Origin of the sequence: Pseudomonas sp. BNK-7, from assembly GCF_048072025.1 — a bacterium.
GTDB classification, from domain to species: domain Bacteria; phylum Pseudomonadota; class Gammaproteobacteria; order Pseudomonadales; family Pseudomonadaceae; genus Aquipseudomonas; species Aquipseudomonas danubii.
Window position 1 is genome coordinate 6,418,385 of record NZ_CP182252.1, and the last position, 22,554, is coordinate 6,440,938.

Below are 22,554 nucleotides of genomic sequence, written 5' to 3' on the forward strand. Positions count from 1 at the left end.
CTCAGGAGAGTTCGGCGGCGCCCTGGCGCGCGTAGCGGTTCTGGGCCCAGGCCGCGCCGACAATCATCACCAGCAGAATCCCCGCCAGTACCGCTGACGAGCCGATGGTGCCGAAATCCAACCCGCCCTTTTCATGGGGCTTGGTGAGGAAATCGCCCAGGGTGGCGCCGAACGGCCGAGTCAGCACGAAGGCCACCCAGAACAGCAGCACCGACGAGAGCCGGGTGAGGTACTTGAGCAGGACCACCACGGCAATGGTCGAGCCGATCAGCAACGCGCCGCCGGCAAAACCCAGCCCCGAATCGTCCGCCAGGTAATCGCCCAGGGCGGTGCCCAGGGTGTTGGAAAACAGGATCGCCATCCAATAGAACAGCTCGCCGCGAAAGGTCTGGATCCTGTTGACGTTCAGCGAGTCGCCACTCAGGCGCCAGGCGGCGAAGATCGCCAGCAGCATCCCGATCAGGATCAGCGAGCCACTGGCATAGCCCAGGCCCAGGGTGCGGTCCATGAAGTCCGACAGGGTGGTGCCGGCGGTACTGGTGGAGAGAATCACCATCCAGTACAGCACCGGGTTGTAGGTCTTGGACCACAGCTGGGTGACCAGGATCAGCAGGAACACGCTGATCAGGATCATCGAGCTGATGGCGTAACCGACATTGAGGGTCATCGACAGCAGATCACCGGCGGTTTCCCCCAAGGTTGTCGCGCAGATTTTCATGACCCAGAAGGCCAGGGTGATCTGGGGAAGTTTGTTCATTGATCAAGGAGCTCCAAGGGTCGCATTCAAAATGGCCTGTCGTGGGTTGCAGGCCTGCGCGAAGGCTGAAGGCTCGGGGGTGAAAAATAGGTCGGGGCCGAATGAAAAAACCGTTGATGGTTTTTTAATCCTTTCCTGCCCCATGGACTGAGCCATTAACGGTCAGTTAATGCCGGCTCCTTAGGCTGCTACTGAATCCAAGTTGCGACTTGGTGCGTATCTGTAATGAGGCCTGAATGCGCTGATCGGCGGTGAGTGACGCCCCTATACACATCGATAAATTCGATTTTAATAAGCATTTATTTGCGCTTTTTAATCAACTTTATCGGAGTAGGATTCACATCAAGCCCAACGCAAACACCTCAACGAACCCGGAGACACCGCCATGAAAACCAAACTGATCCTCGCCCTGACCCTGTCGGTACTGGCTGCCAATACCTTCGCTGCCGACGGTTACGACCGCACCGGTTCCGCCACCCTCGCCGCCGATGGCTACGACCGCACCGGTTCCGCCACCTTCGCTGCCGATGGCTACGACCGCACCGGTTCCGCCACCTTCGCTGCCGATGGCTACGACCGCACCGGTTCCGCTACTTTCGCTGCCGACGGCTATGACCGCACCGGTTCCGCCACCCTCGCCGCCGACGGTTACGATCGCACCGGTTCCGCCACCCTTGCTGAAGACGGCTACGACCGCACCGGCTCCGCCACCTTCGCTGCCGATGGCTATGACCGCACCGGTTCAGCCACCCTTGCTGAAGACGGCTACGACCGCACCGGCTCCGCTACCTTCGCTGCCGACGGTTACGACCGCACCGGTTCCGCCACCATCAGTTGATCGACTCACCTGACACCACAGCCCGGCTTCGGCCGGGCTTAGTCTTTTCTAGCCGGGGAAAATCGTGCGCCTCCTGGATCAACCGAGGCCCGGACGCTGGAATTCGACCAGAGCGCACTGCACTATGGCGCCCTTCACTCGCCCCACAGCAGGAACCTTGAGCCATGTCCGACGATATCCACTTCTACCAACCCGCCCTGGGCCACGGTCTGCCCCATGACCCGTTCAATGCCATCGTCGGCCCGCGTCCCATCGGCTGGATCTCTTCCCAGGATGCACAAGGCCGGCTGAACCTGGCGCCTTACAGCTTCTTCAATGCCTTCAACTACATTCCGCCGATCATTGGGTTCTCCAGCGTCGGGCGCAAAGACAGCCTGAACAACATCGAGGCCACCGGAGAATTCGCCTGGAACCTGGCCACCCGGCCACTGGCCGAGCAGATGAACCAGAGCTGCGCCGCGGTTGCGCCCGAGGTCGACGAGTTCGCCCTGGCCGGCCTGACGCCCGTGGCGTCGAAGGTCATCAGTGTGCCGCGGGTCGCCGAGAGCCCGGTGTCCTTCGAGTGCAAGGTCACCCAGATCATTCAATTGCAACGGGCGGACAAAGAGCTGGTGCCGAGCTGGCTGATCCTCGGCGAGGTGGTCGCCGTGCATATCGCCAAGTGGCTGCTCAAGGACGGGATCTACGACACCGCCGCGGCAGAACCGATTCTGCGCGGCGGCGGACCGGCGGATTACTTCCAACTGGGGCCGGAGGCGTTGTTCAAGATGCACCGCCCGGGGGCGGTCAAGTAGCGCGGCGAATCAGTCGGCTTTCCAGCTCAATTCGCCGTCCTGATCGACATCGGCCAGTTGTTCGAGTTGTTGTGCGGCAGCCTGGTCGGCGTCATGGGCAGTCTTGAACCTCTGCTCATCCAGGACTTTGTGAAAGCGCGGGGCGCCCGATGCTCCGAGGGCTTTGACGGCGATGGCGGCGCTGTATCCGCCCTCCCCCGGAACCACCGCGGAAACGGCTTCGTAATGTGCAAACTCTTTGCGTGCCATGTTGCAAGTCCTGGCCAATGAAAAGTCGGCCATTCTAAACCTTCAACTGGCCAGCTTGTGCAGCGGTGCACGCTGCAGTTGGGGGTATTCGCCATGGGCTTGCAGCGCCGACACCGTACTGAAGGTATGAAAATCCAGGCTGTTGACCACCAGGTCCTGCACCAGCTCGGCAAAGATCGCCATGGCCGGCGAGCTGAAATAGGCGGTCATCGCCTGCTGGCTGCTCCAGAAACCGGACACCAGCCACAGGTCGGCATCGCACTGCGAATGCTGCAGGGCGAAGTGCAGGCAACCGCTGGCCTGGCGCGACGGTTCGATCAGGCTGCTCAAGCGCGCACCCAGTTCCTTGGAACGCCCGGCCCGGGCTCGGACAAAGGCCATGTGACTGACGGGAATATGCGTGGACATGTGCGACCCTCCCAGGGTGTTGTCGAGGCAGCCGGGGACGGGCTGCGACAGGATCAACGATACGGGGCGGGCCCTTTCGCGCGTTAGTCGATTTCTGCCGTTGATTTGCCCAATCCTGCGACCAGCCGCTTTCTCCATCGCTTGGGCGGCGGCATGGGGCAAAAGCGTTACAGCGGCGTTTCAAGCAAGTGACGCGCCCGGGCGTCGGCGCCTCTTGTCTATCCCGCGCGCAAGCAGCAGGATCAGGCAAGTTTTACGCAGGATTCGCCTACCCGCGACTCTTGCACAAACTTAAGCTGTGCCGACTGCAAACACCCCGAGGCGCCCCATGTCATCACTGGATACCCTGCCGCCGCCCCTGGCTCCGGAGATGGAACGCCAGCGCGTGGAACTGGCCGCGATCATTGCGCGCAACACCACCGAAGACGGCAGCTACGCCACCGCCATCGACTCGCTGTTCGTCTCGCGTCACAGCACTTCCCATCACTTCGGCTCGGTGCTGGCGCAACCGGCGCTGTGCATCATGGCCCAGGGCCGCAAGGAAGTGCGCCTAGCCGATGAAAGCTACAACTACGACCCGCTGAATTACCTGGTGGTGTCGGTTTCCGTGCCACTGAGCGGCAAGGTGGCGATCGTTTCGCCGCAAGAGCCGATCCTGGCCCTGCGCCTGGACATCGACCCCGGGGAAATCAATGCACTGATCGCCGACGCCGGACCGCTGGGGGTGCCTGCCCGGCCCACTGGACGGGGCCTGTACGTAGAGCGCCTGGACCCGGCGATGCTGGACGCCGTGCTGCGCCTGACCCGCCTGCTGGACACCCCGAAAGACATCGCCATGCTCGCGCCGCTGGTGCGTCGGGAAATTCTCTATCGCCTGCTGCGCAGCCCCCAGGGCCATCGTCTGTACGAGATCGCCACCGCCAACAGCCAGGGGCACCGGGTCAACCAGGCCATCAAGTGGCTCAACGGCAATTTCGTGCAGCCGTTGCGCATCGATGACCTGGCCCGGGAAGTGAACCTGAGCGTGTCGACCCTGCACCACCGCTTCAAGGCGATGACCGCCATGAGTCCCTTGCAGTACCAGAAACAGCTGCGTCTGCAGGAAGCCCGGCGCTTGATGCTGGCCGAAGGTCTGGAAGCTTCGGCGGCGGGGTATCGAGTCGGCTATGAAAGCCCGTCTCAGTTCAGCCGTGAGTACAGCCGACTGTTTGGCGCGCCGCCCTTGCGGGACATGGCGCGCCTGCGGGTTGGCGGGTAACCCGGGGTCACCGGCAAGCCGGCGGCTACAGCGCGCGGATTACGTGTTTGAGCTCCTGGAAGGCTTGCAAGCCCCAGGGGCCCAGCTCGCGGCCGATGCTGCTCTGCTTGTAGCCGCCCCAGGCAGTCTGGGGAAAGATCACCTGGGGTGCATTGATCCACACCAGGCCGGCCTGCAGGGCATTGGCCACCCGCTCGGCATTGTCCACGTCCGCCCCCACCACACTGGCCACCAGGCCGAACTCGCTGTCATTGGCCAGTTCGATCGCCTCTTGCTCGCTGCTGAAACTGCGCACACAGAGCACCGGGCCAAAGATTTCGTCACGCCACAGGGCACTGTCCAGCGGCACCTCGGTGAACACCGTGGGCTGGATGAAAAAGCCCTGCTGCAGCCCGGCCGGGCGGCCGCCGCCACACACCAGCTTGGCACCGACATTCAGACCACGATCGATGTGCGCCAGCACTCTGTGGTATTGCGCCTGGTTCACCAGGGCGCCCATGACCACCTCAGGGTCGAACGGGTCGGCCACCCGAATGCCTTCAGCCCGGGCCTTGAGCCGCAAGAGGAATTCATCGGCCAGCTCGTCGGCGACCAGTACCCGGCTGGTGGCGGAGCACATCTGCCCGGCATTGAAGAAGCCACCGCCACAGGCCAGCTCCACCGCCAGGTCAAGGTCGGCATCCGCCAGCACCAGCAAGGATGACTTGCCCCCCAGTTCCAGGCTCACGCCCTTGACGGTTTCCGCTGCCCGCTGCATGACCTGGACGCCCACCGCATTACTGCCGGTGAAGGAAATCTTCGCCACTCGCGGGTCCGCCGCCAAAGGCGCACCGACCGCCAGGCCCGTCCCGCAGACCAGGTTGAACACCCCGTTGGGCAAGCCGCTTTCGGCGATGATCGCCGCCAGTTCCAGCTCCGGCAGCGGGGTGACTTCCGAGGGCTTGAGCACCACGCTGCAACCGGCGGCCAGGGCTGGCGCCAACTTCCAGGCCGTGGTGACCATGGGGAAATTCCACGGCACGATCAGCCCGACCACGCCACAAGGCTCACGACGCAGGCGCGCGCTGAAATCCTCACTGGGCAGCGGCACATTCGCATCCTGGGTCGCGTCCAGCTCCTCGGCCAGCCCGGCGTAATACTCAAAGGTGGCAATGACATCGTCCACATCCATCGCCGCCTCGAACTGCGGCTTGCCGTTGTTGCTCGACTGCAGGTGCATCAGCCGCTCCCGGCGTTCGGCCACACCGGCAGCGATCTTGCGCAGCACGGCGGCACGTTCGACGCCACTGCTTTGTGCCCAGCGGGCAAGCCCCGCCGTAGCGGCTTGCAGCGCCTGATCCACGGCTTGCGGTCCGGCGCCCGCCACCCAGGCCAAGGGCGCCTCGGTGGACGGGTTGATCACCTGCAGGTGCTCACTGCCTGCCGACCATTGGCCGTCGATGTACACACCGTTCAACAGGTGCGGCGAACTCATGCCTGTGCTCCTTGAGTCCAGCGATTCTGATCAACTTCAATCAAGGTCGGTCCCTGGCGATCAACGGCCATGCGCAGGGCCGCACGCAATTGTTCGACACTGTCGATGCGCTCGGCTGCGCACCCGAGGCCCTTGGCCACGGCAATGAAATCCGGGGTGTAGATGTCGACGCCTACTGGCTCGATGGCCCGATTGACCATGTATTTCTTGATCTCTTCATAACCCTGGTTGTTCCACAGCAGGACGATGATCGGCGTGCGTGCTTCCACGGCGCAGGCCAGTTCCGCCAGGGTGAACTGCAAGCCGCCATCGCCGATCAGGCAAGCCACCGGCCGCCGCGAGCTGGACTGGGAAGCGCCCCCGAGCCAGGCGCCGATGGCGGCCGGCAAGGCATAACCCAGGGTGCCGTAGCCGGTGGACGAGTTGAACCAGCGCCGCGGCTGCTCAGGATTGAACGTCAGGTTGCCGCTGTACACCGGCTGAGTGGAATCGCCCACCAGGACGATCTCCGGCAACTCCTGGACCACGGTTTCCAGGAACAGGGTCTGGGCCCGGGTCGGCGTGTCCCACAGGTTCTCGAGTTCGCTGCGCAAGGCCGCGGCGCGGGCCTGGCCCCAGTCGCTGCTGCGCTCGCTCAAGGTGTGCCGGGACAGCTCTGCCAGCAGGGCTTGGGCTGCGTTCCCGGCATCGGCCACCAGTGCCACTTTCGGTGGGTAGTTGCGCACCGTTTGATCGGCATCGATATCGATCCGCAGCAAGGCCCCGGGAATTTCAAAGCCACCGGCAAAGGTCACGTCGTAATCGGTTTCCGCCAGTTCAGTGCCGATGGCCAGCACCACATCGGCCTCGGCCACCAGGGCACGGGTTGCCACCAATGACTGGGTGGAGCCAATCAGCAGCGGGTGGGCCGACGGCAACATGCCCTTGGCGTTGATCGTCAGGGCCACCGGAGCCTGCAGCAGTTCCGCCAGACGGGTCAGGGGAGCAGCCGCATCAATGGCGCCGCCACCGGCCAGGATCAGCGGGCGCTTGGCCGTCGCCAGCAGCTGACTCATCCGGGCGACAGCGTCCGGGGCGGCACCGGCACGGGCAACGGTTACCGGCTCGCTGGCCAGCAGATGATCGGCATCCTGAACCAGTACATCGAGAGGAATCTCGATATGCACCGGACGTGGGCGTCCAGCCTGGAACAGGGCAAAAGCCCGGGCCAGCACCACTGGCAATTCATCGGCGCTCATCAGGGTATGGGAAAACGCCGCCACGCCGCTGGCCAGCGCACTCTGGTTCGGCAACTCATGGAGCTTGCCGCGCCCGCCACCCAGCTGGCTGCGGGTCTGCACGCTGGAGATCACCAGCATGGGAATCGAGTCCGCATAAGCCTGGCCCATGGCGGTGGTGATGTTGGTCATGCCGGGGCCGGTGATGATGAAACACACGCCGGGCTTGCCGCTGGTGCGGGCGTAGCCGTCGGCCATGAAACCGGCGCCTTGCTCATGGCGCGGGGTGACATGCTGGATGGGCGAGCGGGCCAGACCGCGATACAACTCGACGGTATGCACCCCGGGAATGCCGAACACCTGCTCAACCCCATAACCTTCAAGTAACTTGACCAGTACTTCGCCGCACGTCGCCATCTCATCGCCCTTCTTATTGGTGGAAAACCCGACTGACTGCCGACTGAAAAACTCAGCAGACGCCGGGAGGGCTATTGGAACGGTGAGGCTGTAGCCGCAACAATGGATAAAAAGTCATACTAGCCATGTCCTCACGTCATGCCTTGGCTGCCCATGAAACGCTTGCCTCCCCTGCCCGCGCTGCACACCTTTCTGGTCACCGCCCAGTGCTGCAATTTCACGCGCGCTGCCGAGCAGTTGCACATCACCCAAGGAGCGGTGAGCCGACAAATTGCCGGCCTGGAAAGCCATCTGGGTTATCCGTTGTTCCAGCGCCATGCCCGGGGCTTGAGCCTCACTAACGAAGGGGCGCAATGGTTGCCGCGGATGCAGCAGGTATTCGAACTGATCAATGGCGCGGTGGATGACATCGGTGGGCAGAGCCGCAACCTGCGCCTCAAGGCTCCGACCTGTGTGATGCGCTGGCTGCTGCCCCGGCTGCTGCAGTGGCAGAGGGAGCGCCCGGATGTACCGGTGCAACTGACCACTACCATTCAGCACGGCGTGGATTTCAGCCGCGAACCCTTCGATGCCGCCGTCATGTACGGAGCCCCGCCGTCCCCGACCCTGGGTTCGCGTCACCTGTTCAATGAACAACTGACGCCGGTCTGCTCGCGACCGCTGCTGGAGGGCCCGGTGCCCCTCAAGAACCCGGCGGACCTGCAACAGCACTTGCTGCTGCATCCCTCCCACGATCAACGGGACTGGCAAAGTTGGTTGAAAGCCGCCGGCACGCCACTCAATACCCTGGGCAAGGGTCAGCATTTCGAGACCCTGGACCTGGCGATGTCCGTGGCGTCCCAGGGAACGGGCGTGGCGATTGGCGACTGGGCGTTGATTGGCGACGACCTGAGTGCCGGACGGCTGGTCATGCCTTTTGAACTGAAGATCCCGACGGGCCAGGCGTACTATCTGGTCTACCCGGAGCACCCAGGGCCTGCGGCGGCCTTGCAGGAACTGCTGGACTGGCTGGTGGAACAGGCCAAACAGCGCTGAATGAGAAAACCCTGATGCCGGCAGACAGCAAAAAGGCCCGCGAGGGCCTTCAACACTGATCGGAACTCCCCGATAGCCGCCAACGGCAGGCGGCTACCGGGGCAATCGGCCGCTAATCAGTAACCGACGGTGAAGCGCTGGCGGCGGTGGGCCGGCTTCTCCACTTCATCGAGCATGGCGATGGCGTAGTCGGCGAAGCTGATCCAACTGCGACCTTGGGCACTGACCAGCAGATCGTCCTGGCCCAGGCGGAACTGCCCGGTGCGCTCACCCTCAACGAACTCCGCCGATGGCGAGAGGAACGTCCAGTCCAGATCCTGCTCCTTGCGCAAGGTATCCAGGTACACGCCACCGGCGCTGGCCTCGGCCTTGTACTCCTCCGGGAAACCGGGGCTGTCGATGACCTTGCCGCCACCGGGCAGCAGCAGCGAACCGGCACCGCCCACCACCAGCAGACGCTTGACCCCGGCCTTTTTCACCGGGTCGATGATGGCATTGGCCGGGATGGTGGAAAAATGCGCGGCACTGATCACCACGTCGTGGCCGGCTACCGCCGCCTGCAATGCAGCACTGTCGGCCACATCCACTGCGCGGGTGAGTACGCCGGCACGCTGGCCGATCTTCGCCGTGTTGCGGGCGATGGCGGTGACGCCGTGACCGCGACGCAGGGCCTCTTCCAACAGTTGGCTACCGGCACGGCCGGTGGCACCAATGATTGCGATTTTGCTCATGACATGTCTCCAGTTGGCTAAGAGAGTACAGAGGCGTCCACTCCCCGAAGGGAGCGGGTCAAACCGGTTTCACCACTTCATTTCGCCCTTGGCAACCTTGGCGCTCAGTTCCAGGGAACTGTCTTCGCCCAGGTCCGGGTAACGCTTTTTCATGGCCGCGATCAGCGCAGCGGAGTCCTTGGCCTTGGCCGTCTCTTCATCGAAGGCCTTGATGTAGTCCGCAGTGAAGTGCACCGGGGCCAGGGAGCGTGCGCTGTCGCCGAGGAAGTGCCCGGGAATCACGGTCTTGGGGTTCAGGCCCTCAATGGTCTTCAGGGTGCTCAGCCAGTCCTGGTGAGACTGCGGGGTCTGGGTATCGGCCATCCATACGTGGATGTTTTCCGCGACCACCACGCCACCGACCACCGCCTTGATCGACGGAATCCAGACAAAGCTGCGATCCGGTTGCTTGCCGTCCAGGCCGATGACTTCGAGCTTCTGCCCTTCCAGGGTCAGGCTGTGGCCCTTGAGTACGCCGGGCACGATGGTCTTGGCCGGAACGTCAGCGCCCATTTTCGGGCCCCAGAACGCCAGCTTGCCATCCACCGTGGCCTTGATGTGATCCACTGTGGGTTGTGAGGCAACAACCTTGGCATCAGGGAAAGCCTTGGTCAGGGTGTCGAGGCCGAAGTAGTAGTCCGGATCACCGTGGCTGATGTAGATGGTGGTCAAGTGCTTGCCACTGGCACGAATCTTTTCCACCAGTTGCTGGGCCTGGGATTTGCCGAACTGGGCATCCACCAGGATCGCGTCCTTCTTGCCGCTGACCAGTACCGAGGTCACCGGGAAGATGGCATTGGCCCCCGGGTTGTAGACATCCAGCTTCAGGCTGGGCTCGGCGGCTGCGGCATGGGCGGCAAAACCCAGGGTGGCGGTGGCCAGCAGCAGGCGTTTAAAAGAGGTGAATCCGATCATGAGGGCAGCTCCAGCATCTGTTGGCTTGGTTGGAAGTGGACAAAGCTTAGTTGCCAGACTCGTTACAAAAAATGCGATGCTTGAACATAGTTTGTTTCTGAAAGCGGGCAAATCATGGATCGTCTCCAAGCAATGCGGGTCTTTGTCACCGTTGTGGACCTGGGCAGCCAGTCGGCCGCCGCCGACCACCTGGACCTTTCACGGCCGGTGGTTTCACGTTATCTGGCGGAGTTGGAGGATTGGGTCGGTGCCCGGTTGATGCACCGCACCACGCGCAAGCTCAGCCTGACCGCGGCCGGCGGCGAGATCCTGCCCCGCTGTCGGCAGATGCTGGAGCTGTCCAACGATATGCAGGCTGCGGTGGGCGAGCCTGACGATGCGCCCCGCGGGCTGCTGCGCATCAGCGTCAGCACCTCCTTCGGCCAGTCACAACTGGCGGAGGCGATGGCCGACTACGTCAAGCGTTACCCCGGTGTGAGCATCGATCTGCAGATGCTAGATCGCACGGTGAACCTGGTGGATGAGCGTATCGATTTGGCGATCCGCACCAGCAACGACCTGGACCCGAACCTGATCGCCCGACGCCTGACCGTCTGTCGCTCGGTGATCTGCGCCTCACCGATCTACCTCCAGGAGCACCCGGCGCCACAACGGGTGGAGGACTTGAGCCAGCACAACTGCCTGACCCACTCCTACTTCGGCAAAAGCTTGTGGCATTTCGAACAAGACGGCGAGCAGGTGTCAGTACCGGTACAGGGCAATATCAGCGCCAACGAAGCCAGTACCCTGCTGCGCACCACAGTGGCCGGCGCCGGCATCGCCATGCTGCCCAGCTACCAGGCCGGGGAGTACATCAAGCGGGGAGAACTGGTGCGCCTGCTGCCCCATGCCGAACCCCGCACGATGAACATGTATGCGGTCTACGCCTCGCGCAAGCACATGCCGGCGACCTTGCGCAGCATGCTGGATTTCCTGGTGCTCAGGTTTCCCCAGGAACCGCTCTGGGATGTGGGGCTGTAGACACGATCCAGCGGTTCAATACCTCGCCAAACAGGCTGGGCAGCGGCCTGGCAAGCCCCCGCAACTGACCTATGCTGATATCAGTGCCCCTGAAAACACGGGGTATTGGTTCAGAGGTCGTTGCCATGAACGTCAAGACAAGAAGGTACCTGGCCATCTTCATGACCTGCACCATGACCCTGGCGCTATACGGTACCGCCGCTTATCGCGTCGAGCAGGCCCGCATGCAACAGCGCAACTACGCCAGTTGCAACCTGGAACGCTGCATTCCCCACAACGCCACCTTGAACGCCCTCAGGTGAGCGGCAACGCCCCAGGCCCCCCCGCCTGATCGGCCTTGAGCCGGTCGCGGAACACCTTGGGCGAAATCCCCTCGCGGCGTCGGAACAGCCGGGTGAAATTGGTGGGATCGGAAAAGCCCAGGTCATCGGAAATCTCGTAGATGGTCATCCCGGTGTAGGTCAGCAGGCGCTTGGCCTCCAGCAGTTGACGCTCGTGCATGATCTGCAGCGCCGGTTGCCCGGCCAGCTCGCGGCAGGTGCCGTTGAGGTGCGATACGGAGATGCCCAGCTTGTGAGCCAGGTCCTCGACCTTCACATGCTCGCGGTAGTGGGCCTCCACCAACTGGATAAAACCGTTGAAATATTCCCGGGCCCGCTGGGGACGCTGACTGGAACTGCTGCGCTGCAGTGCCTGACGACCAATCCAGACCACAATCATGCTCACCAGGGCGTGCATGAGCATTTCCCGAGCCGGCTGCTGCCCTTGATACTCATTCTGCAAGGCACTGAACAAACCGTTCAGGTACTGCGCATCCTCCCGGGCCGGGTAGCTGCAAGACGTGGTCAGGGTATTTTCCGAACGCCCCAACTGAGCTTGCAAATGGCTCAACAGCGGCGCCGCCAGAGTCACGACATAACCTTCGACATCCTCGGAAAATCGAAAGCCATGGACCGATAACGGCGGCAACACCTGGATCATCGGTTCGTTCAACAAAGTCCGCAGGCCTTCGACCTCCAGTTCGGCCTGCCCTCGGAAGACAAACAGCAATTGGCCGAGGTCGGCATGCCGATGGGGTTTTATTTCCCACTGGTGCTCACGGCTGCGTTGACTGATGGACTCGCAATGGAGCAGATCCGGGGTGGGCCACTCCAGGCTCTCGCCATAGAGTTTGAACACGGGAATGGCAGCAAGGGCAGGCTTGTTCATCACTACAGTCCAGGCCTCAGAGTAACAGGGGGGGAGAATTGCACCGCTGAAAAAAAGCTCAGGTAACCGCCAGATTTCATCGACCCATTGACGGGTTCAGCCAGGAAAAACGCAAGCACCGGCAACACAAATAAACACTCGTACAGCCAGGATTCAGGGAGCCGGCACCGAGCGCACACTATACAGAATGCGTCCCATTACACATCAACACCAAGTGCCACAAAGCTTTTCGAGAGCGGTGAATCCAAGGCGCTTTGGCACAACCTCCCCCCTTGAAAACCTTCATGAAAAAACGCCGTGCTCTTCCTTGTAGCGCTATCCGATAGCACCCTATCGAGTACACTGACGCCCATTCCCGCCAGCCTTGCCGCTACGGATCAATCACTGCCTGCAGGTTTTTTCGTGACTCACCGCCAACAGCCTGGCCCGCCCAAACCGGCCATCCGCAGCGTGCTGATCGCCCTGATGCTGGCGATCTTTCTCGGCGCCCTGGACCAGACCATCGTCGCGGTCTCCATGCCGGCCATTTCCGCTCAGTTCAAGGATGTCAGCCTGCTGGCCTGGGTCATCTCCGGCTACATGGTGGCGATGACCGTGGCAGTGCCGATCTACGGCAAGCTCGGCGATCTGTATGGCCGGCGTCGGCTGATGCTGTTCGGCATGGGATTGTTCACCCTGGCCTCGCTGTTCTGCGGCCTGGCGCAGAACATGGAACAACTGGTGCTGGCGCGGATCTTTCAGGGCATCGGCGCCGGCGGCATGATCTCGGTGAGCCAGGCCATCATCGGCGACATAGTCCCGCCCAGGGAGCGCGGCCGCTATCAGGGCTACTTCAGCAGCATGTACGCGGTGGCCAGTGTCGCCGGCCCGGTGCTGGGCGGCTACATGACCGAGTTTCTGTCGTGGCGCTGGGTATTCCTGGTCAACCTGCCCCTGGGACTGGGTGCCTGGTGGGTGGCACACCGCACCCTGGTAGGGCTGCCGGTGCCCCAGCGCAAGCCGATCATCGACTACCTCGGCACTGTGTTGCTGATCATCGGCCTGAGCGCCCTGCTGCTGGGCATCACCCAAGTGGGCCAGGGCCACTCCTGGCGCAGCGCCGAAGTGCTCGACCTGCTGGCTATCGGCTGCATCGTCCTGGCCCTGTTCGTCTGGCATGAGCGCCGGGCCCGGGAGCCCCTGCTGCCGATGCACCTGTTTGCCAATCGCAATGCGCTGCTGTGCTGGTGCACGATTTTCTTCACCAGTTTCCAGGCCATCTCGCTGATCGTGCTGATGCCCTTGCGTTTCCAAAGCATCACCGGGGCCGGGGCTGACAGTGCCGCCCTGCACCTGCTGCCCTTGGCCATGGGCCTGCCCATGGGCGCTTATTGCGCCGGACGCCTGACCTCGGTGACCGGACGCTACAAGCCGATGATCCTGGGCGGCGCGCTATTGATGCCGGTGTCGATTCTCGGCATAGCCCTGGTGCCGCCCCAGGAGGTCCTGCTGAGCAGCCTGTTCATGTTGCTCTGCGGGATCGCCGGCGGCATGCAGTTCCCTACCTCCCTGGTGGGCACCCAGAACTCGGTGGAGCAACGGGATATCGGTGTCGCCACCAGCACCACCAACCTGTTTCGCGCCCTGGGCGGCGCGGTGGGGGTGGCGCTGATGTCGGCCTTGCTGCTGGCCTTGTTGCAGGATTCCAGCCTGGCGCATCTGAGTGGCACAGGGCTGATGAGCGAGGGGCATTCCGGCAATGCCTTGCTGCAAGGCCTGAACGCCGCGCCTGGCCCTGCGCGCGACGCATTGCGCAACGAGTTGCTGCTGACCTTCCAGCACCTGCTGCTGGTCAGTGCCGCGGTTTCCCTGCTGGGGCTGGCGGCGGCGATTGCCATGCCCAATCGCCTGTTACGGGGCCGTGAAGACAAGGCGCATTGATCCTGATGCTGGCAGGGGCCAGCGCTCAGGATTCAAGGGCTGTAGTACCCCACGGCAACCAGCAGCTTTCCGACCTTGCGCAAGTAGGCATGCTTGTCCTCGACCTTGCCCGTCACCGGGTTCTTCCAGCGGTACTCGTATTCCCCCTGATCCTGGCCTGCCATGAGCGCCAGGATCGGCTCCCCAACCGGCTTGCCCTCTGGGTCCTTGATCTTGCCAAAATCGGTATTGAGCAGGCGCAGGTTGGTGCCATGGGCCAGATAGCGGTGGCTGTCGAGGTCCACCACGAACACATACAGATCGTCTTCGAGAAACCCGCCACGCAAGTCATTGATGGCTTTGAGCGTACCCGGCTGATCGCCGCCCAAGGCCGTGGCCGCTCGATCCAGCAGCGCCTTGGCCTGCTCGGCCGAGGCCCGAGGCAGGTAATACCCCACCGCCAGGATGCGTTCGCCGATACGCTGGAAGTACACATGCTTGCGTTCGATCTTGCCGTCGGCCCAGTTCTGCCAGCGGTATTCGGCTTGCTGGATGCCATTGGCCTCGGGAATCCTCAGGGCGTCCTTGAACGCCTTGCGCAGATCCGGCCCCAGGACTTCGGAAACATCTCGGCCAATCAATGCCGACGAAGGACCGCCACTGGCCAGCATCACGCCCCGGGTGTCCACCACGAACACATAACGATCACGGTCGACAAACTCACCCTGGCGGCTGAAGGCCGCAAACGCCTTGTCACCCTGGTCGTGGTAATAGCGCAGGGCTTTTTCCAGCAGCGCCCGGGCCGCCACACCGTCATCGGCCGCCGGTACCGCCGCATGCAACGAACCCACGCACAGCAATAACAACCATCCCAGCCAGGTATTTTTCTGCAACAGCCTCATCGCTCGCTCCTCGTTCCTGATGACGTTTGAAGAGCGTAGACGGCTGCGCAATATGGGTGAACATTCAGCACACTTTGGCCGAACAGCCCCCCACGCCGTGCGCGGGGAGGGCCTGACCACTCAAGGACGGGTATTGATCTGCTGCTGCAGGTTCTGGATCTGGCTTTGCAGGGTATTGATGTTGCGGGTGACCTGGCCACGGAACGCATCGAACTCGGCGGTGCTGGCTCCGCTCTGGGCAGCGGGACGATTGTCCTGCTCACTCTTGAGTACCACCAGCTCCTGCTCCAGTCGCTCGATGGCAGCGCTCGGGTTGCCCTGTTTTTTCAATGCGGCAAGGTCGGCATTCAAGCTCTTGAGCTGGCTATCGAGCTTGCCGGCGTCCGCCTGGACGCCTTTGAGGCTCGCCAGTTCAGCGCTCAAGGCTTTCACCTGGGCCTGCAACTGCACGTTGGCCGCCTGCTGCTCGGCAGTCTGGGCTGTCATCTGCGCCAGGCGCTTGTCCAGGTCAGTCGCCTGCCCGGCCACGCCCTGCTGTTGTCGGCTCTGATCCTGCAGCCGGCTTTCCAACTGTTTGATCTGCAGCTTCAAGGCTTCGCTGTCAGTGGTGACATTGGTCTGGCTGGCCACTACCTTGCCGGAGATGTCCTGCAGACGGCCGGCGGCCTCTTCACTGATCCTGGCGAAGCTTTCCTGGGTCGCCACCAGTTGCTGCTCCATCAGCGAAATCTGCTGGAAGCTCCACCAGGCAAGACCGATGAAGGCAAAGAACAACGCCCCCACCAATGCCCACAATGGTCCGGTACTGGGCCCCTTGACCTTGGCCACCGGAGCGCTGCGCGAATGCACGGTGGTGCGCTCACGGGCAGCGCTGGTGGTAGGAAAGACATCGTCATCGAGGGGATCGGCGCGCAGACTTGGAACGTCATCGAAGTCATCGTGTGCATCGTTACGCATGGGGCAACCTTTGTGAACCGCGGTGATGGCTGAATGCGGCGAGTATAAACCGCTAATTCACCCGGCCAATGGACCGGCCCGGGCAAACCGGGTTCAGTCTTTGATTTCAGCTTATGTCCTGAGCCTTCCACCAACTGCAGAACTCATCCAGAGCGGCCCACAAGCTGACCTTGGGCTCATAGCCGAGGTAATGCCGGGCCCGGCTGATATCCAGGGTGAAGTCCTTGTTCATGACCTGCATCCCCAAGCGCGACAAGGTCGGTTCAGGACGGCCGGGCCAGAGCTTGCAGAGCCCCTCGTTGAGCGCCGCCACGCTATAGGCCAGGCCAAAAGAGCGATAGCGGGTGACTTGCGGCACCTGCATCTGGCGCATCACATAGTTGACCACGTCCCACAGCGGCACCGGCGCACCGTTGCTGATGTTGTAGACCTTGCCCAGGGCCGAGCCACTGGCGTGCAGGCTGTTGAACAGGGCCTCGTTGAGGTTGTGCACACTGGTGAAGTCGACCTTGTTCAGGCCGTTGCCGATGATGGCCAGGCGACCTTTGCGCTGCATCTTCAACAACCGCGGGAAGATACTCATGTCGCCGGCACCGGTGACAAAACGCGGCCGCAACGCAATGACCTCCAGCCCGAACTCCTGGGCACCGAAAACCTTCTGCTCGGCCAGGTACTTGGTGGATGCGTAGGGGTGCTTGAAACGCTTGGGCACTTGCTCTTCGGTCAGCCCCAGGTGATCACGGCCATCGAAATAGATCGACGGCGAGGACAGATGCACCAGGCGCCGGACCCGTTGCTTGAGGCAGGCTTCGACCACATTCTCAGTGACCAGCACGTTGCCCTGATGGAAATCCTGATAACGCCCCCACAAGCCCACCGCACCGGCGCAATGCACCACGGTATCGACATCGCGACAGAGTTCGCGCACCAGGCCCGCATCGTTCAAATCGCCCTGGACGAACTCGGCGCCACGGCGCACCAGATGATCCACCGCTTCGGCGCGACGGCCGTTGACCCGGACCTCCAGGCCCTGCTCAAGGGCAAAACGAGCAAAGCGCCCGCCGATGAAGCCGCTTGCGCCGGTAACCAGAATTTTCATGAATATTCCTAAACAAAGCAGTGACGAGCTACGAACTACAAGCCGCGCATTGAAAGTCGAAGCGCAAGCTGTGCACTGGCAGCTTGTCGCTTGACGCTTATGGCTGCTCCCAAGGCACCAGCCATTGTGCGGATAAACGTGCCAGGTGCTCGGTCAACAAGCCCAGCAATTGTCCGCCGTTGCGCCAATGATGCCAGTACAGCGGCACATCGATGGGTTTATCCGGTAAAAGCTCCACCAGCAAGCCTCGCTGCAGTTGCTCGCGAACCTGCAGTTCGGGCACCAGCCCCCAGCCCAGCCCAGCTTCGGCAAGACGGATGAAGCCCTCGGAAGATGGGCACAAATGATGTTCGAAACCGCCATCGACCCCCAGGGACGCCAAATAGCGATGCTGCAGGAAATCGTCGGGGCCGAACACCAACGCCGGGGTCCGAGCCAACTGCTCGGCGCGCACGCCCAGGGGAAAATGCCGGGCGATGAACGCCGGGCTGGCCAGGGCGCGGTAACGCATGGCCCCCAGCAGCAGGCTGCGGGCCCCGGCCACCGGACGCTCGCTGGCGCAGACACAAGCCGCCACTTCGCCGGCGCGCATGCGCTTGAGGCCCACCGTCTGGTCCTCCACCACCAGGTCCAGGAGCAAGTGATGTTCGGCGCAAAAGTCAGCCACCGCTTCGGCCCACCAGGTGGCCAGGCTGTCGGCGTTGAGGGCAATACGCAGGCGCTCCGGCAAGCCTTCTTCGTCCAGGGCCGGCACCAGGCTTTGCAGGTCCCGCTCCAGAAGGCGTACCTGCTGCACATGGTTGAGCAGGCGGCGCCCGATTTCCGTGGGCGAAGGTGGCGTCACCCGCACCAGCACCGGCTGCCCGACCCGGGCCTCCAGTAGCTTGATGCGCTGGGAAATGGCCGACTGCGACAATCCCAGCACCTGGGCCGCCCGTTCGAATCCTGCCTGTTCGATCACCGCGGCCAGGGCAGAGAGCAACTTGTAGTCGAACATCATTTTTCCTAATGAGTGATCAGCACTATTGGTTTTTCTTATACCGCCTGGAACGAGAAAATAGCCAGCGTAAAGCCTCTGTAATGCTTCTTCGCTCAAGGATTTTGTTCATGGCTGGTGAAACCTCCCTCGCTACCCTGCTACGCAGCATGAGCCCACAGCTCAACGACGGCGAGTACGTGTTCTGTTCCCTCACTGACCCCGGCCTGCTGCAGGACTGCGAAGTGCTGGGCAGCTTTCGCGAACGCGAGGGACTGACGGTTATCCTCCCGCGCCAACAGGCCGAGCGCCTGGGTCTGGCCTTCGATTACGTGGCGGCCTGGATCACCCTCAACGTGCATTCGGCCCTTGAAGCCGTGGGCCTGACAGCGGCCTTCGCTGGCGCCCTGGGCCAGGCCGGAATCAGTTGCAACGTGATCGCCGGCTACTACCACGACCACCTGTTTGTCGGTCAGGCGGATGCCCGGCGAGCCATGCAGGCTCTGCAAAAACTGGCCGCCGGCGAGGAGCAGTAATCATGTGGCAAAGCTATGTAAACGGTCTCTTGGTGGCCGCCGGCCTGATCATGGCCATCGGCACGCAAAACGCCTTCGTCCTGGCTCAGAGCCTGCGCCGTGAACACCACTTGCCGGTGGCGGCACTGTGCGTGACCTGCGATGCCCTGTTGGTGGCGGCCGGGGTGTTCGGCCTGGCCACCATCCTGACCCAGAGCCCGATGCTGCTGGCCGTGGCGCGCTGGGGCGGCGCGGCGTTCCTGATCTGGTACGGCGCCCAGGCCCTGCGCCGGGCCTGCTCGAAACAAAGCCTGCAACAGGGCGAAGGCCAGACCGTGCGTTCGCTGCGGGCTGTCATGCTCAGTGCCCTGGCGGTCACCCTGCTCAACCCCCACGTCTACCTGGATACCGTGCTGCTGATCGGTTCACTGGGGGCGCAACAAACCGAGCCCGGCGCTTACGTGGTGGGGGCCGCCAGCGCTTCGTTGCTGTGGTTCTTCACCCTGGCCCTGGGCGCCGCCTGGCTGGCTCCGTGGCTGGCTCGCCCCAGTACCTGGAGGATGCTCGACCTGCTGGTGGCGGTGATGATGTTCAGCGTGGCGTTCCAGCTGATCAGCGCTGCGTGACTTATTCCAAAAGGCTCTGGAACCTCTATCCCACACAGTTGTTGCGTGGTTAAGCCGCACCCCCGGTGCTATGATCCGAACCCTGCGCCGCAAAGAGTACAAACTCCCCGGCGCTTGTCTGGCCGCCCGTGATCGGCCTTGCGCTCACCGCAACTGACCTGATTAGGAGAATCATCATGGCTTTCGAATTGCCGCCGCTGCCCTATGCACACGACGCCCTGCAGCCGCACATTTCCAAGGAAACCCTGGAATACCACCACGACAAGCACCACAACACCTACGTCGTGAACCTGAACAACCTGGTGCCAGGCACCGAGTTCGAAGGCAAGACTCTGGAAGAGATCGTCAAAACCTCTTCGGGCGGCATCTTCAACAACGCAGCCCAGGTCTGGAACCACACTTTCTACTGGAACTGCCTGGCGCCAAACGCCGGCGGCCAACCTACCGGCGCTCTGGCCGAGGCCATCAACGCAGCCTTCGGTTCGTTCGACAAGTTCAAAGAAGAATTCACCAAGACTTCCGTTGGCACCTTCGGTTCCGGCTGGGGCTGGCTGGTGAAGAAGGCTGACGGTTCCCTGGCCCTGGCCAGCACCATCGGCGCCGGCAACCCGCTGACCAGCGGCGACACTCCGCTGCTGACCTGCGACGTCTGGGAACACGCCTACTACATCGACTACCGCAACGTTCGTCCTAAATACGTCGAAGCGTTCTGGAACCTGGTCAACTGGAAATTCGTGGCTGAGCAGTTCGAAGGCAAGAACTTCGTCGCTTAAGTCCGTTTGCAGTGCAAAAAACCCGGCCTGGCCGGGTTTTTTTTGCCTCTGACAAAGCCGGCATCTTGTCCCACCCAGCCGAGACGCTAAGATTCATCTGATGTAAAAATCAACGCCGCCCCTCAAGTTGCAAGGCGTCGCTACCGACACACTATCCACAGCAAGAGCAATCCTGAATCTGATCACCCGGGCCTGGCCCGCAGACGTCCTGTTCTCGGCCTTAATGTCACTTTGACGGCCAACACGGGATTGCCAATACTCATGGCAACTTGACGCTACGCGCACGGAACAAGGAATAGCCCTTTGAAGCTGGAACTCAAAAACAGCTTGTCGGTGAAGTTGCTCCGGGTTGTGCTGCTGTCGGCACTCATAGTGGGCGTAGTCCTGAGCTGTGCCCAGATCGTCTTCGATGCCTACAAGACTCGGCAGGCGGTAGCTAACGACGCCCAGCGCATTCTCGACATGTTTCGCGACCCATCGACACAGGCGGTCTACAGCCTGGACCGGGAAATGGGCATGCAAGTCATTGAAGGCCTGTTCCAGGATGATGCGGTGCGCATGGCCTCCATTGGCCACCCCAATGAAACCATGCTCGCGGAAAAGTCCCGCGAGCTGCAGCATTCTTCCAGTCGCTGGCTCACCGATCTGATTCTTGGCCAGGAACGCACCTTCACCACCCAGTTGGTGGGCCGCGGCCCCTACAGCGAGTATTACGGCGACCTGAGCATCACCCTCGACACCGCTACCTACGGCCAGGGCTTCATCATCAACTCGGTGATCATCTTCATCTCCGGCGTCCTGCGCGCCCTGGCCATGGCACTGGTGCTGTACCTGGTCTATCACTGGTTGCTGACCAAACCGCTGTCACGAATCATCGAGCACCTGACTACCATCAATCCCGACCGCCCCAGCGAACACCAGTTGCCACTGCTCAAGGGGCACGAAAAAAACGAACTGGGAATCTGGATCATCACCGCCAACCAGTTGCTGGCCTCCATCGAGCGCAACACCCACTTGCGCCACGAAGCGGAAAACAGCCTGCTGCGCATGGCCCAGTACGACTTCCTGACCGGCCTGCCGAACCGTCAGCAACTGCAGCAGCAACTGGACAAGATCCTGGTGGACGCCGGACGCCTGCAACGCCGGGTGGCAGTACTGTGTGTCGGCCTGGATGACTTCAAGGGCATCAACGAACAGTTCAGCTACCAGACCGGCGACCAACTGCTGCTGGCCCTGGCCGATCGCCTGCGTGGCCACAGTGGCCGCCTCGGCGCCCTGGCTCGCCTGGGTGGCGATCAGTTCGCCCTGGTCCAGGCCGATATCGAACAACCCTATGAAGCCGCAGAGCTGGCACAAAGCATCCTCGACGACCTGGAGGCCACCTTCGCCCTCGATCATCAGGAAATCCGCCTGCGCGCCACCATCGGCATCACCCTGTTCCCGGAAGACGGCGACAGCACGGAAAAACTCCTGCAAAAAGCCGAACAGACCATGACACTGGCCAAGAGCCGGTCACGCAATCGCTATCAGTTCTATATCGCCAGCGTCGACAGCGAAATGCGTCGGCGCCGGGAGTTGGAGAAGGACCTGCGTGAAGGCCTGACCCGGGAGCAGTTCTTCCTCGTCTATCAGCCACAGATCAGCTATCGCGACCACCGGGTGGTGGGAGTCGAGGCGCTGATTCGCTGGCAACACCCGGAACACGGCCTGGTGCCGCCGGACCTGTTCATTCCCCTGGCGGAGCAGAACGGCACCATCATCGCCATCGGCGAATGGGTCCTGGATCAGGCCTGCCGTCAACTGCGCGAATGGCACGACATGGGCTTCAGCGACCTGCGTATGGCGGTCAACCTGTCCACGGTGCAACTGCACCACGCCGAACTGCCACGGGTGGTCAACAACCTGCTGCAGATCTACCGCCTGCCACCGCGCAGCCTGGAACTGGAAGTCACCGAAACCGGCCTGATGGAAGACATCAGCACCGCCGCCCAGCATCTGCTGAGCCTGCGACGCTCCGGAGCGCTGATCGCCATCGACGATTTCGGCACTGGTTATTCGTCCCTGAGTTACCTGAAAAGCCTGCCCCTGGACAAGATCAAGATCGACAAGAGCTTCGTCCAGGATCTGCTGGATGACGACGACGATGCGACCATCGTGCGCGCCATCATCCAGCTGGGTAAAAGCCTGGGCATGCAGGTGATCGCCGAGGGCGTGGAAACGGCTGAACAGGAGGCTTACATCATCTCCGAAGGCTGCCATGAGGGTCAGGGCTATCACTACAGCAAACCCCTGCCGGCGCGGGAGTTGAGCGCCTACCTGAAACAGGCGCAGCGCAGCAACGCGGTGATCCTCTGACCTAAACAGAGCACTGGCCGGCTTGACCTGGCGCAGTCCCCTTCTGAATAAGAAATATTTACAAGCGCGACCCTTTACACATAATGCAAAT

23 protein-coding genes are annotated in these 22,554 nt (G+C 62.2%); 11 read left to right on the forward strand and 12 right to left on the reverse strand.

Annotation, left to right across the window (positions count from 1 at the left end; translation table 11 throughout):
- Position 1: 1 nt before the first annotated feature.
- On the reverse strand, positions 2-757 hold the full coding sequence (locus ACMGF8_RS28935; RefSeq protein ID WP_102860523.1) for a hypothetical protein: 756 nt from the start codon (positions 755-757) through the stop codon (positions 2-4).
- A 385-nt stretch (positions 758-1,142) separates the two neighbouring features.
- Here ACMGF8_RS28935 and ACMGF8_RS28940 point away from each other — a divergent pair, with 385 nt between their 5' ends.
- Positions 1,143-1,595 (forward strand): heme utilization protein, encoded by a 453-nt coding sequence (locus ACMGF8_RS28940; RefSeq protein ID WP_250329549.1) that lies wholly within the window; start codon positions 1,143-1,145, stop codon positions 1,593-1,595.
- Positions 1,596-1,759: 164 nt separating this feature from the next.
- Positions 1,760-2,389 carry a flavin reductase family protein gene (locus tag ACMGF8_RS28945; protein WP_060844456.1) on the forward strand — a complete coding sequence of 210 codons (630 nt, stop codon included), beginning with the start codon at positions 1,760-1,762 and terminating at the stop codon, positions 2,387-2,389.
- Between the two features lie 9 nt (positions 2,390-2,398).
- Here the strand turns inward: ACMGF8_RS28945 and ACMGF8_RS28950 are convergent, their stop codons facing one another.
- Both ACMGF8_RS28950 and ACMGF8_RS28955 read right to left on the reverse strand, forming a co-directional pair.
- A complete protein-coding gene (locus ACMGF8_RS28950; RefSeq protein WP_060840761.1) occupies positions 2,399-2,671 on the reverse strand; it encodes a hypothetical protein in 273 nt (90 codons plus the stop codon).
- A gap of 9 nt (positions 2,672-2,680) precedes the next feature.
- Positions 2,681-3,046: a putative quinol monooxygenase gene (locus ACMGF8_RS28955; protein WP_060844457.1), complete on the reverse strand. Its 366-nt coding sequence runs from the start codon at positions 3,044-3,046 to the stop codon at positions 2,681-2,683.
- A 328-nt stretch (positions 3,047-3,374) separates the two neighbouring features.
- Here ACMGF8_RS28955 and ACMGF8_RS28960 point away from each other — a divergent pair, with 328 nt between their 5' ends.
- Positions 3,375-4,304 carry an AraC family transcriptional regulator gene (locus tag ACMGF8_RS28960; RefSeq protein WP_102860520.1) on the forward strand — a complete coding sequence of 310 codons (930 nt, stop codon included), beginning with the start codon at positions 3,375-3,377 and terminating at the stop codon, positions 4,302-4,304.
- A 25-nt stretch (positions 4,305-4,329) separates the two neighbouring features.
- On the opposite strand, the gene ACMGF8_RS28965 is transcribed toward ACMGF8_RS28960, so the two are convergent.
- Positions 4,330-5,778: an aldehyde dehydrogenase family protein gene (locus ACMGF8_RS28965; protein WP_102860519.1), complete on the reverse strand. Its 1,449-nt coding sequence runs from the start codon at positions 5,776-5,778 to the stop codon at positions 4,330-4,332.
- Positions 5,775-7,412 carry a 5-guanidino-2-oxopentanoate decarboxylase gene (locus tag ACMGF8_RS28970; protein ID WP_102860518.1) on the reverse strand — a complete coding sequence of 546 codons (1,638 nt, stop codon included), beginning with the start codon at positions 7,410-7,412 and terminating at the stop codon, positions 5,775-5,777. The genes ACMGF8_RS28965 and ACMGF8_RS28970 overlap by 4 nt, the downstream gene beginning before the upstream one ends.
- A 153-nt stretch (positions 7,413-7,565) precedes the next feature.
- On the opposite strand from ACMGF8_RS28970, the gene ACMGF8_RS28975 reads away from it, so the two are divergent.
- Complete coding sequence (locus ACMGF8_RS28975) at positions 7,566-8,447, forward strand: LysR substrate-binding domain-containing protein (protein ID WP_416758060.1); 882 nt, start codon at positions 7,566-7,568, stop codon at positions 8,445-8,447.
- A gap of 116 nt (positions 8,448-8,563) precedes the next feature.
- On the opposite strand, the gene ACMGF8_RS28980 is transcribed toward ACMGF8_RS28975, so the two are convergent.
- Positions 8,564-9,178, reverse strand: a complete 615-nt coding sequence (locus ACMGF8_RS28980) for an NAD(P)-dependent oxidoreductase (RefSeq protein WP_416758062.1) — start codon at positions 9,176-9,178, stop codon at positions 8,564-8,566.
- A 69-nt stretch (positions 9,179-9,247) separates the two neighbouring features.
- Positions 9,248-10,132 (reverse strand): MBL fold metallo-hydrolase, encoded by an 885-nt coding sequence (locus tag ACMGF8_RS28985; RefSeq protein WP_416758064.1) that lies wholly within the window; start codon positions 10,130-10,132, stop codon positions 9,248-9,250.
- Between the two features lie 114 nt (positions 10,133-10,246).
- Here ACMGF8_RS28985 and ACMGF8_RS28990 point away from each other — a divergent pair, with 114 nt between their 5' ends.
- Both ACMGF8_RS28990 and ACMGF8_RS28995 read left to right on the forward strand, forming a co-directional pair.
- Complete coding sequence (locus ACMGF8_RS28990; protein WP_102860515.1) at positions 10,247-11,152, forward strand: LysR family transcriptional regulator; 906 nt, start codon at positions 10,247-10,249, stop codon at positions 11,150-11,152.
- Positions 11,153-11,277: 125 nt separating this feature from the next.
- Complete coding sequence (locus ACMGF8_RS28995) at positions 11,278-11,454, forward strand: hypothetical protein (RefSeq protein WP_162884084.1); 177 nt, start codon at positions 11,278-11,280, stop codon at positions 11,452-11,454.
- On the opposite strand, the gene ACMGF8_RS29000 is transcribed toward ACMGF8_RS28995, so the two are convergent.
- Complete coding sequence (locus ACMGF8_RS29000) at positions 11,447-12,361, reverse strand: helix-turn-helix domain-containing protein (protein WP_207815862.1); 915 nt, start codon at positions 12,359-12,361, stop codon at positions 11,447-11,449. The genes ACMGF8_RS28995 and ACMGF8_RS29000 overlap by 8 nt on opposite strands.
- 465 nt (positions 12,362-12,826) lie before the next feature.
- On the opposite strand from ACMGF8_RS29000, the gene ACMGF8_RS29005 reads away from it, so the two are divergent.
- Positions 12,827-14,281 (forward strand): MDR family MFS transporter, encoded by a 1,455-nt coding sequence (locus tag ACMGF8_RS29005; RefSeq protein WP_416760397.1) that lies wholly within the window; start codon positions 12,827-12,829, stop codon positions 14,279-14,281.
- Positions 14,282-14,313: 32 nt separating this feature from the next.
- Here ACMGF8_RS29005 and ACMGF8_RS29010 read toward each other — a convergent pair whose 3' ends face one another.
- The 4 genes from ACMGF8_RS29010 to ACMGF8_RS29025 all read right to left on the reverse strand — a co-directional run bounded on the left by ACMGF8_RS29010 (position 14,314) and on the right by ACMGF8_RS29025 (position 18,215).
- Positions 14,314-15,162, reverse strand: a complete 849-nt coding sequence (locus ACMGF8_RS29010; protein ID WP_416758068.1) for a cache domain-containing protein — start codon at positions 15,160-15,162, stop codon at positions 14,314-14,316.
- A gap of 120 nt (positions 15,163-15,282) precedes the next feature.
- A complete protein-coding gene (locus ACMGF8_RS29015) occupies positions 15,283-16,119 on the reverse strand; it encodes an ATPase (protein ID WP_115580777.1) in 837 nt (278 codons plus the stop codon).
- A gap of 106 nt (positions 16,120-16,225) precedes the next feature.
- The gene (locus ACMGF8_RS29020) at positions 16,226-17,218 is read right to left on the reverse strand and encodes an NAD-dependent epimerase/dehydratase family protein (protein WP_416758070.1); all 993 of its coding nucleotides are present in this window, start codon (positions 17,216-17,218) and stop codon (positions 16,226-16,228) included.
- Between the two features lie 97 nt (positions 17,219-17,315).
- Positions 17,316-18,215: a LysR family transcriptional regulator ArgP gene (locus ACMGF8_RS29025; RefSeq protein ID WP_102860508.1), complete on the reverse strand. Its 900-nt coding sequence runs from the start codon at positions 18,213-18,215 to the stop codon at positions 17,316-17,318.
- Positions 18,216-18,325: 110 nt separating this feature from the next.
- Between ACMGF8_RS29025 and ACMGF8_RS29030 the strand changes: the two genes are divergently transcribed.
- The 4 genes from ACMGF8_RS29030 (at position 18,326) to ACMGF8_RS29045 (ending at position 22,463) form a co-directional block, all read left to right on the forward strand.
- Positions 18,326-18,730, forward strand: coding sequence for an ACT domain-containing protein (locus ACMGF8_RS29030; protein WP_416758072.1), 405 nt, complete (start codon positions 18,326-18,328; stop codon positions 18,728-18,730).
- 2 nt (positions 18,731-18,732) lie between these two features.
- Positions 18,733-19,335, forward strand: coding sequence for a LysE/ArgO family amino acid transporter (locus tag ACMGF8_RS29035; protein WP_102860506.1), 603 nt, complete (start codon positions 18,733-18,735; stop codon positions 19,333-19,335).
- Positions 19,336-19,511: 176 nt separating this feature from the next.
- Positions 19,512-20,108, forward strand: coding sequence for a superoxide dismutase (locus ACMGF8_RS29040; RefSeq protein WP_011063080.1), 597 nt, complete (start codon positions 19,512-19,514; stop codon positions 20,106-20,108).
- A 303-nt stretch (positions 20,109-20,411) separates the two neighbouring features.
- A complete protein-coding gene (locus tag ACMGF8_RS29045; protein ID WP_102860505.1) occupies positions 20,412-22,463 on the forward strand; it encodes a putative bifunctional diguanylate cyclase/phosphodiesterase in 2,052 nt (683 codons plus the stop codon).
- The last annotated feature ends 91 nt before the right edge of the window (positions 22,464-22,554 follow it).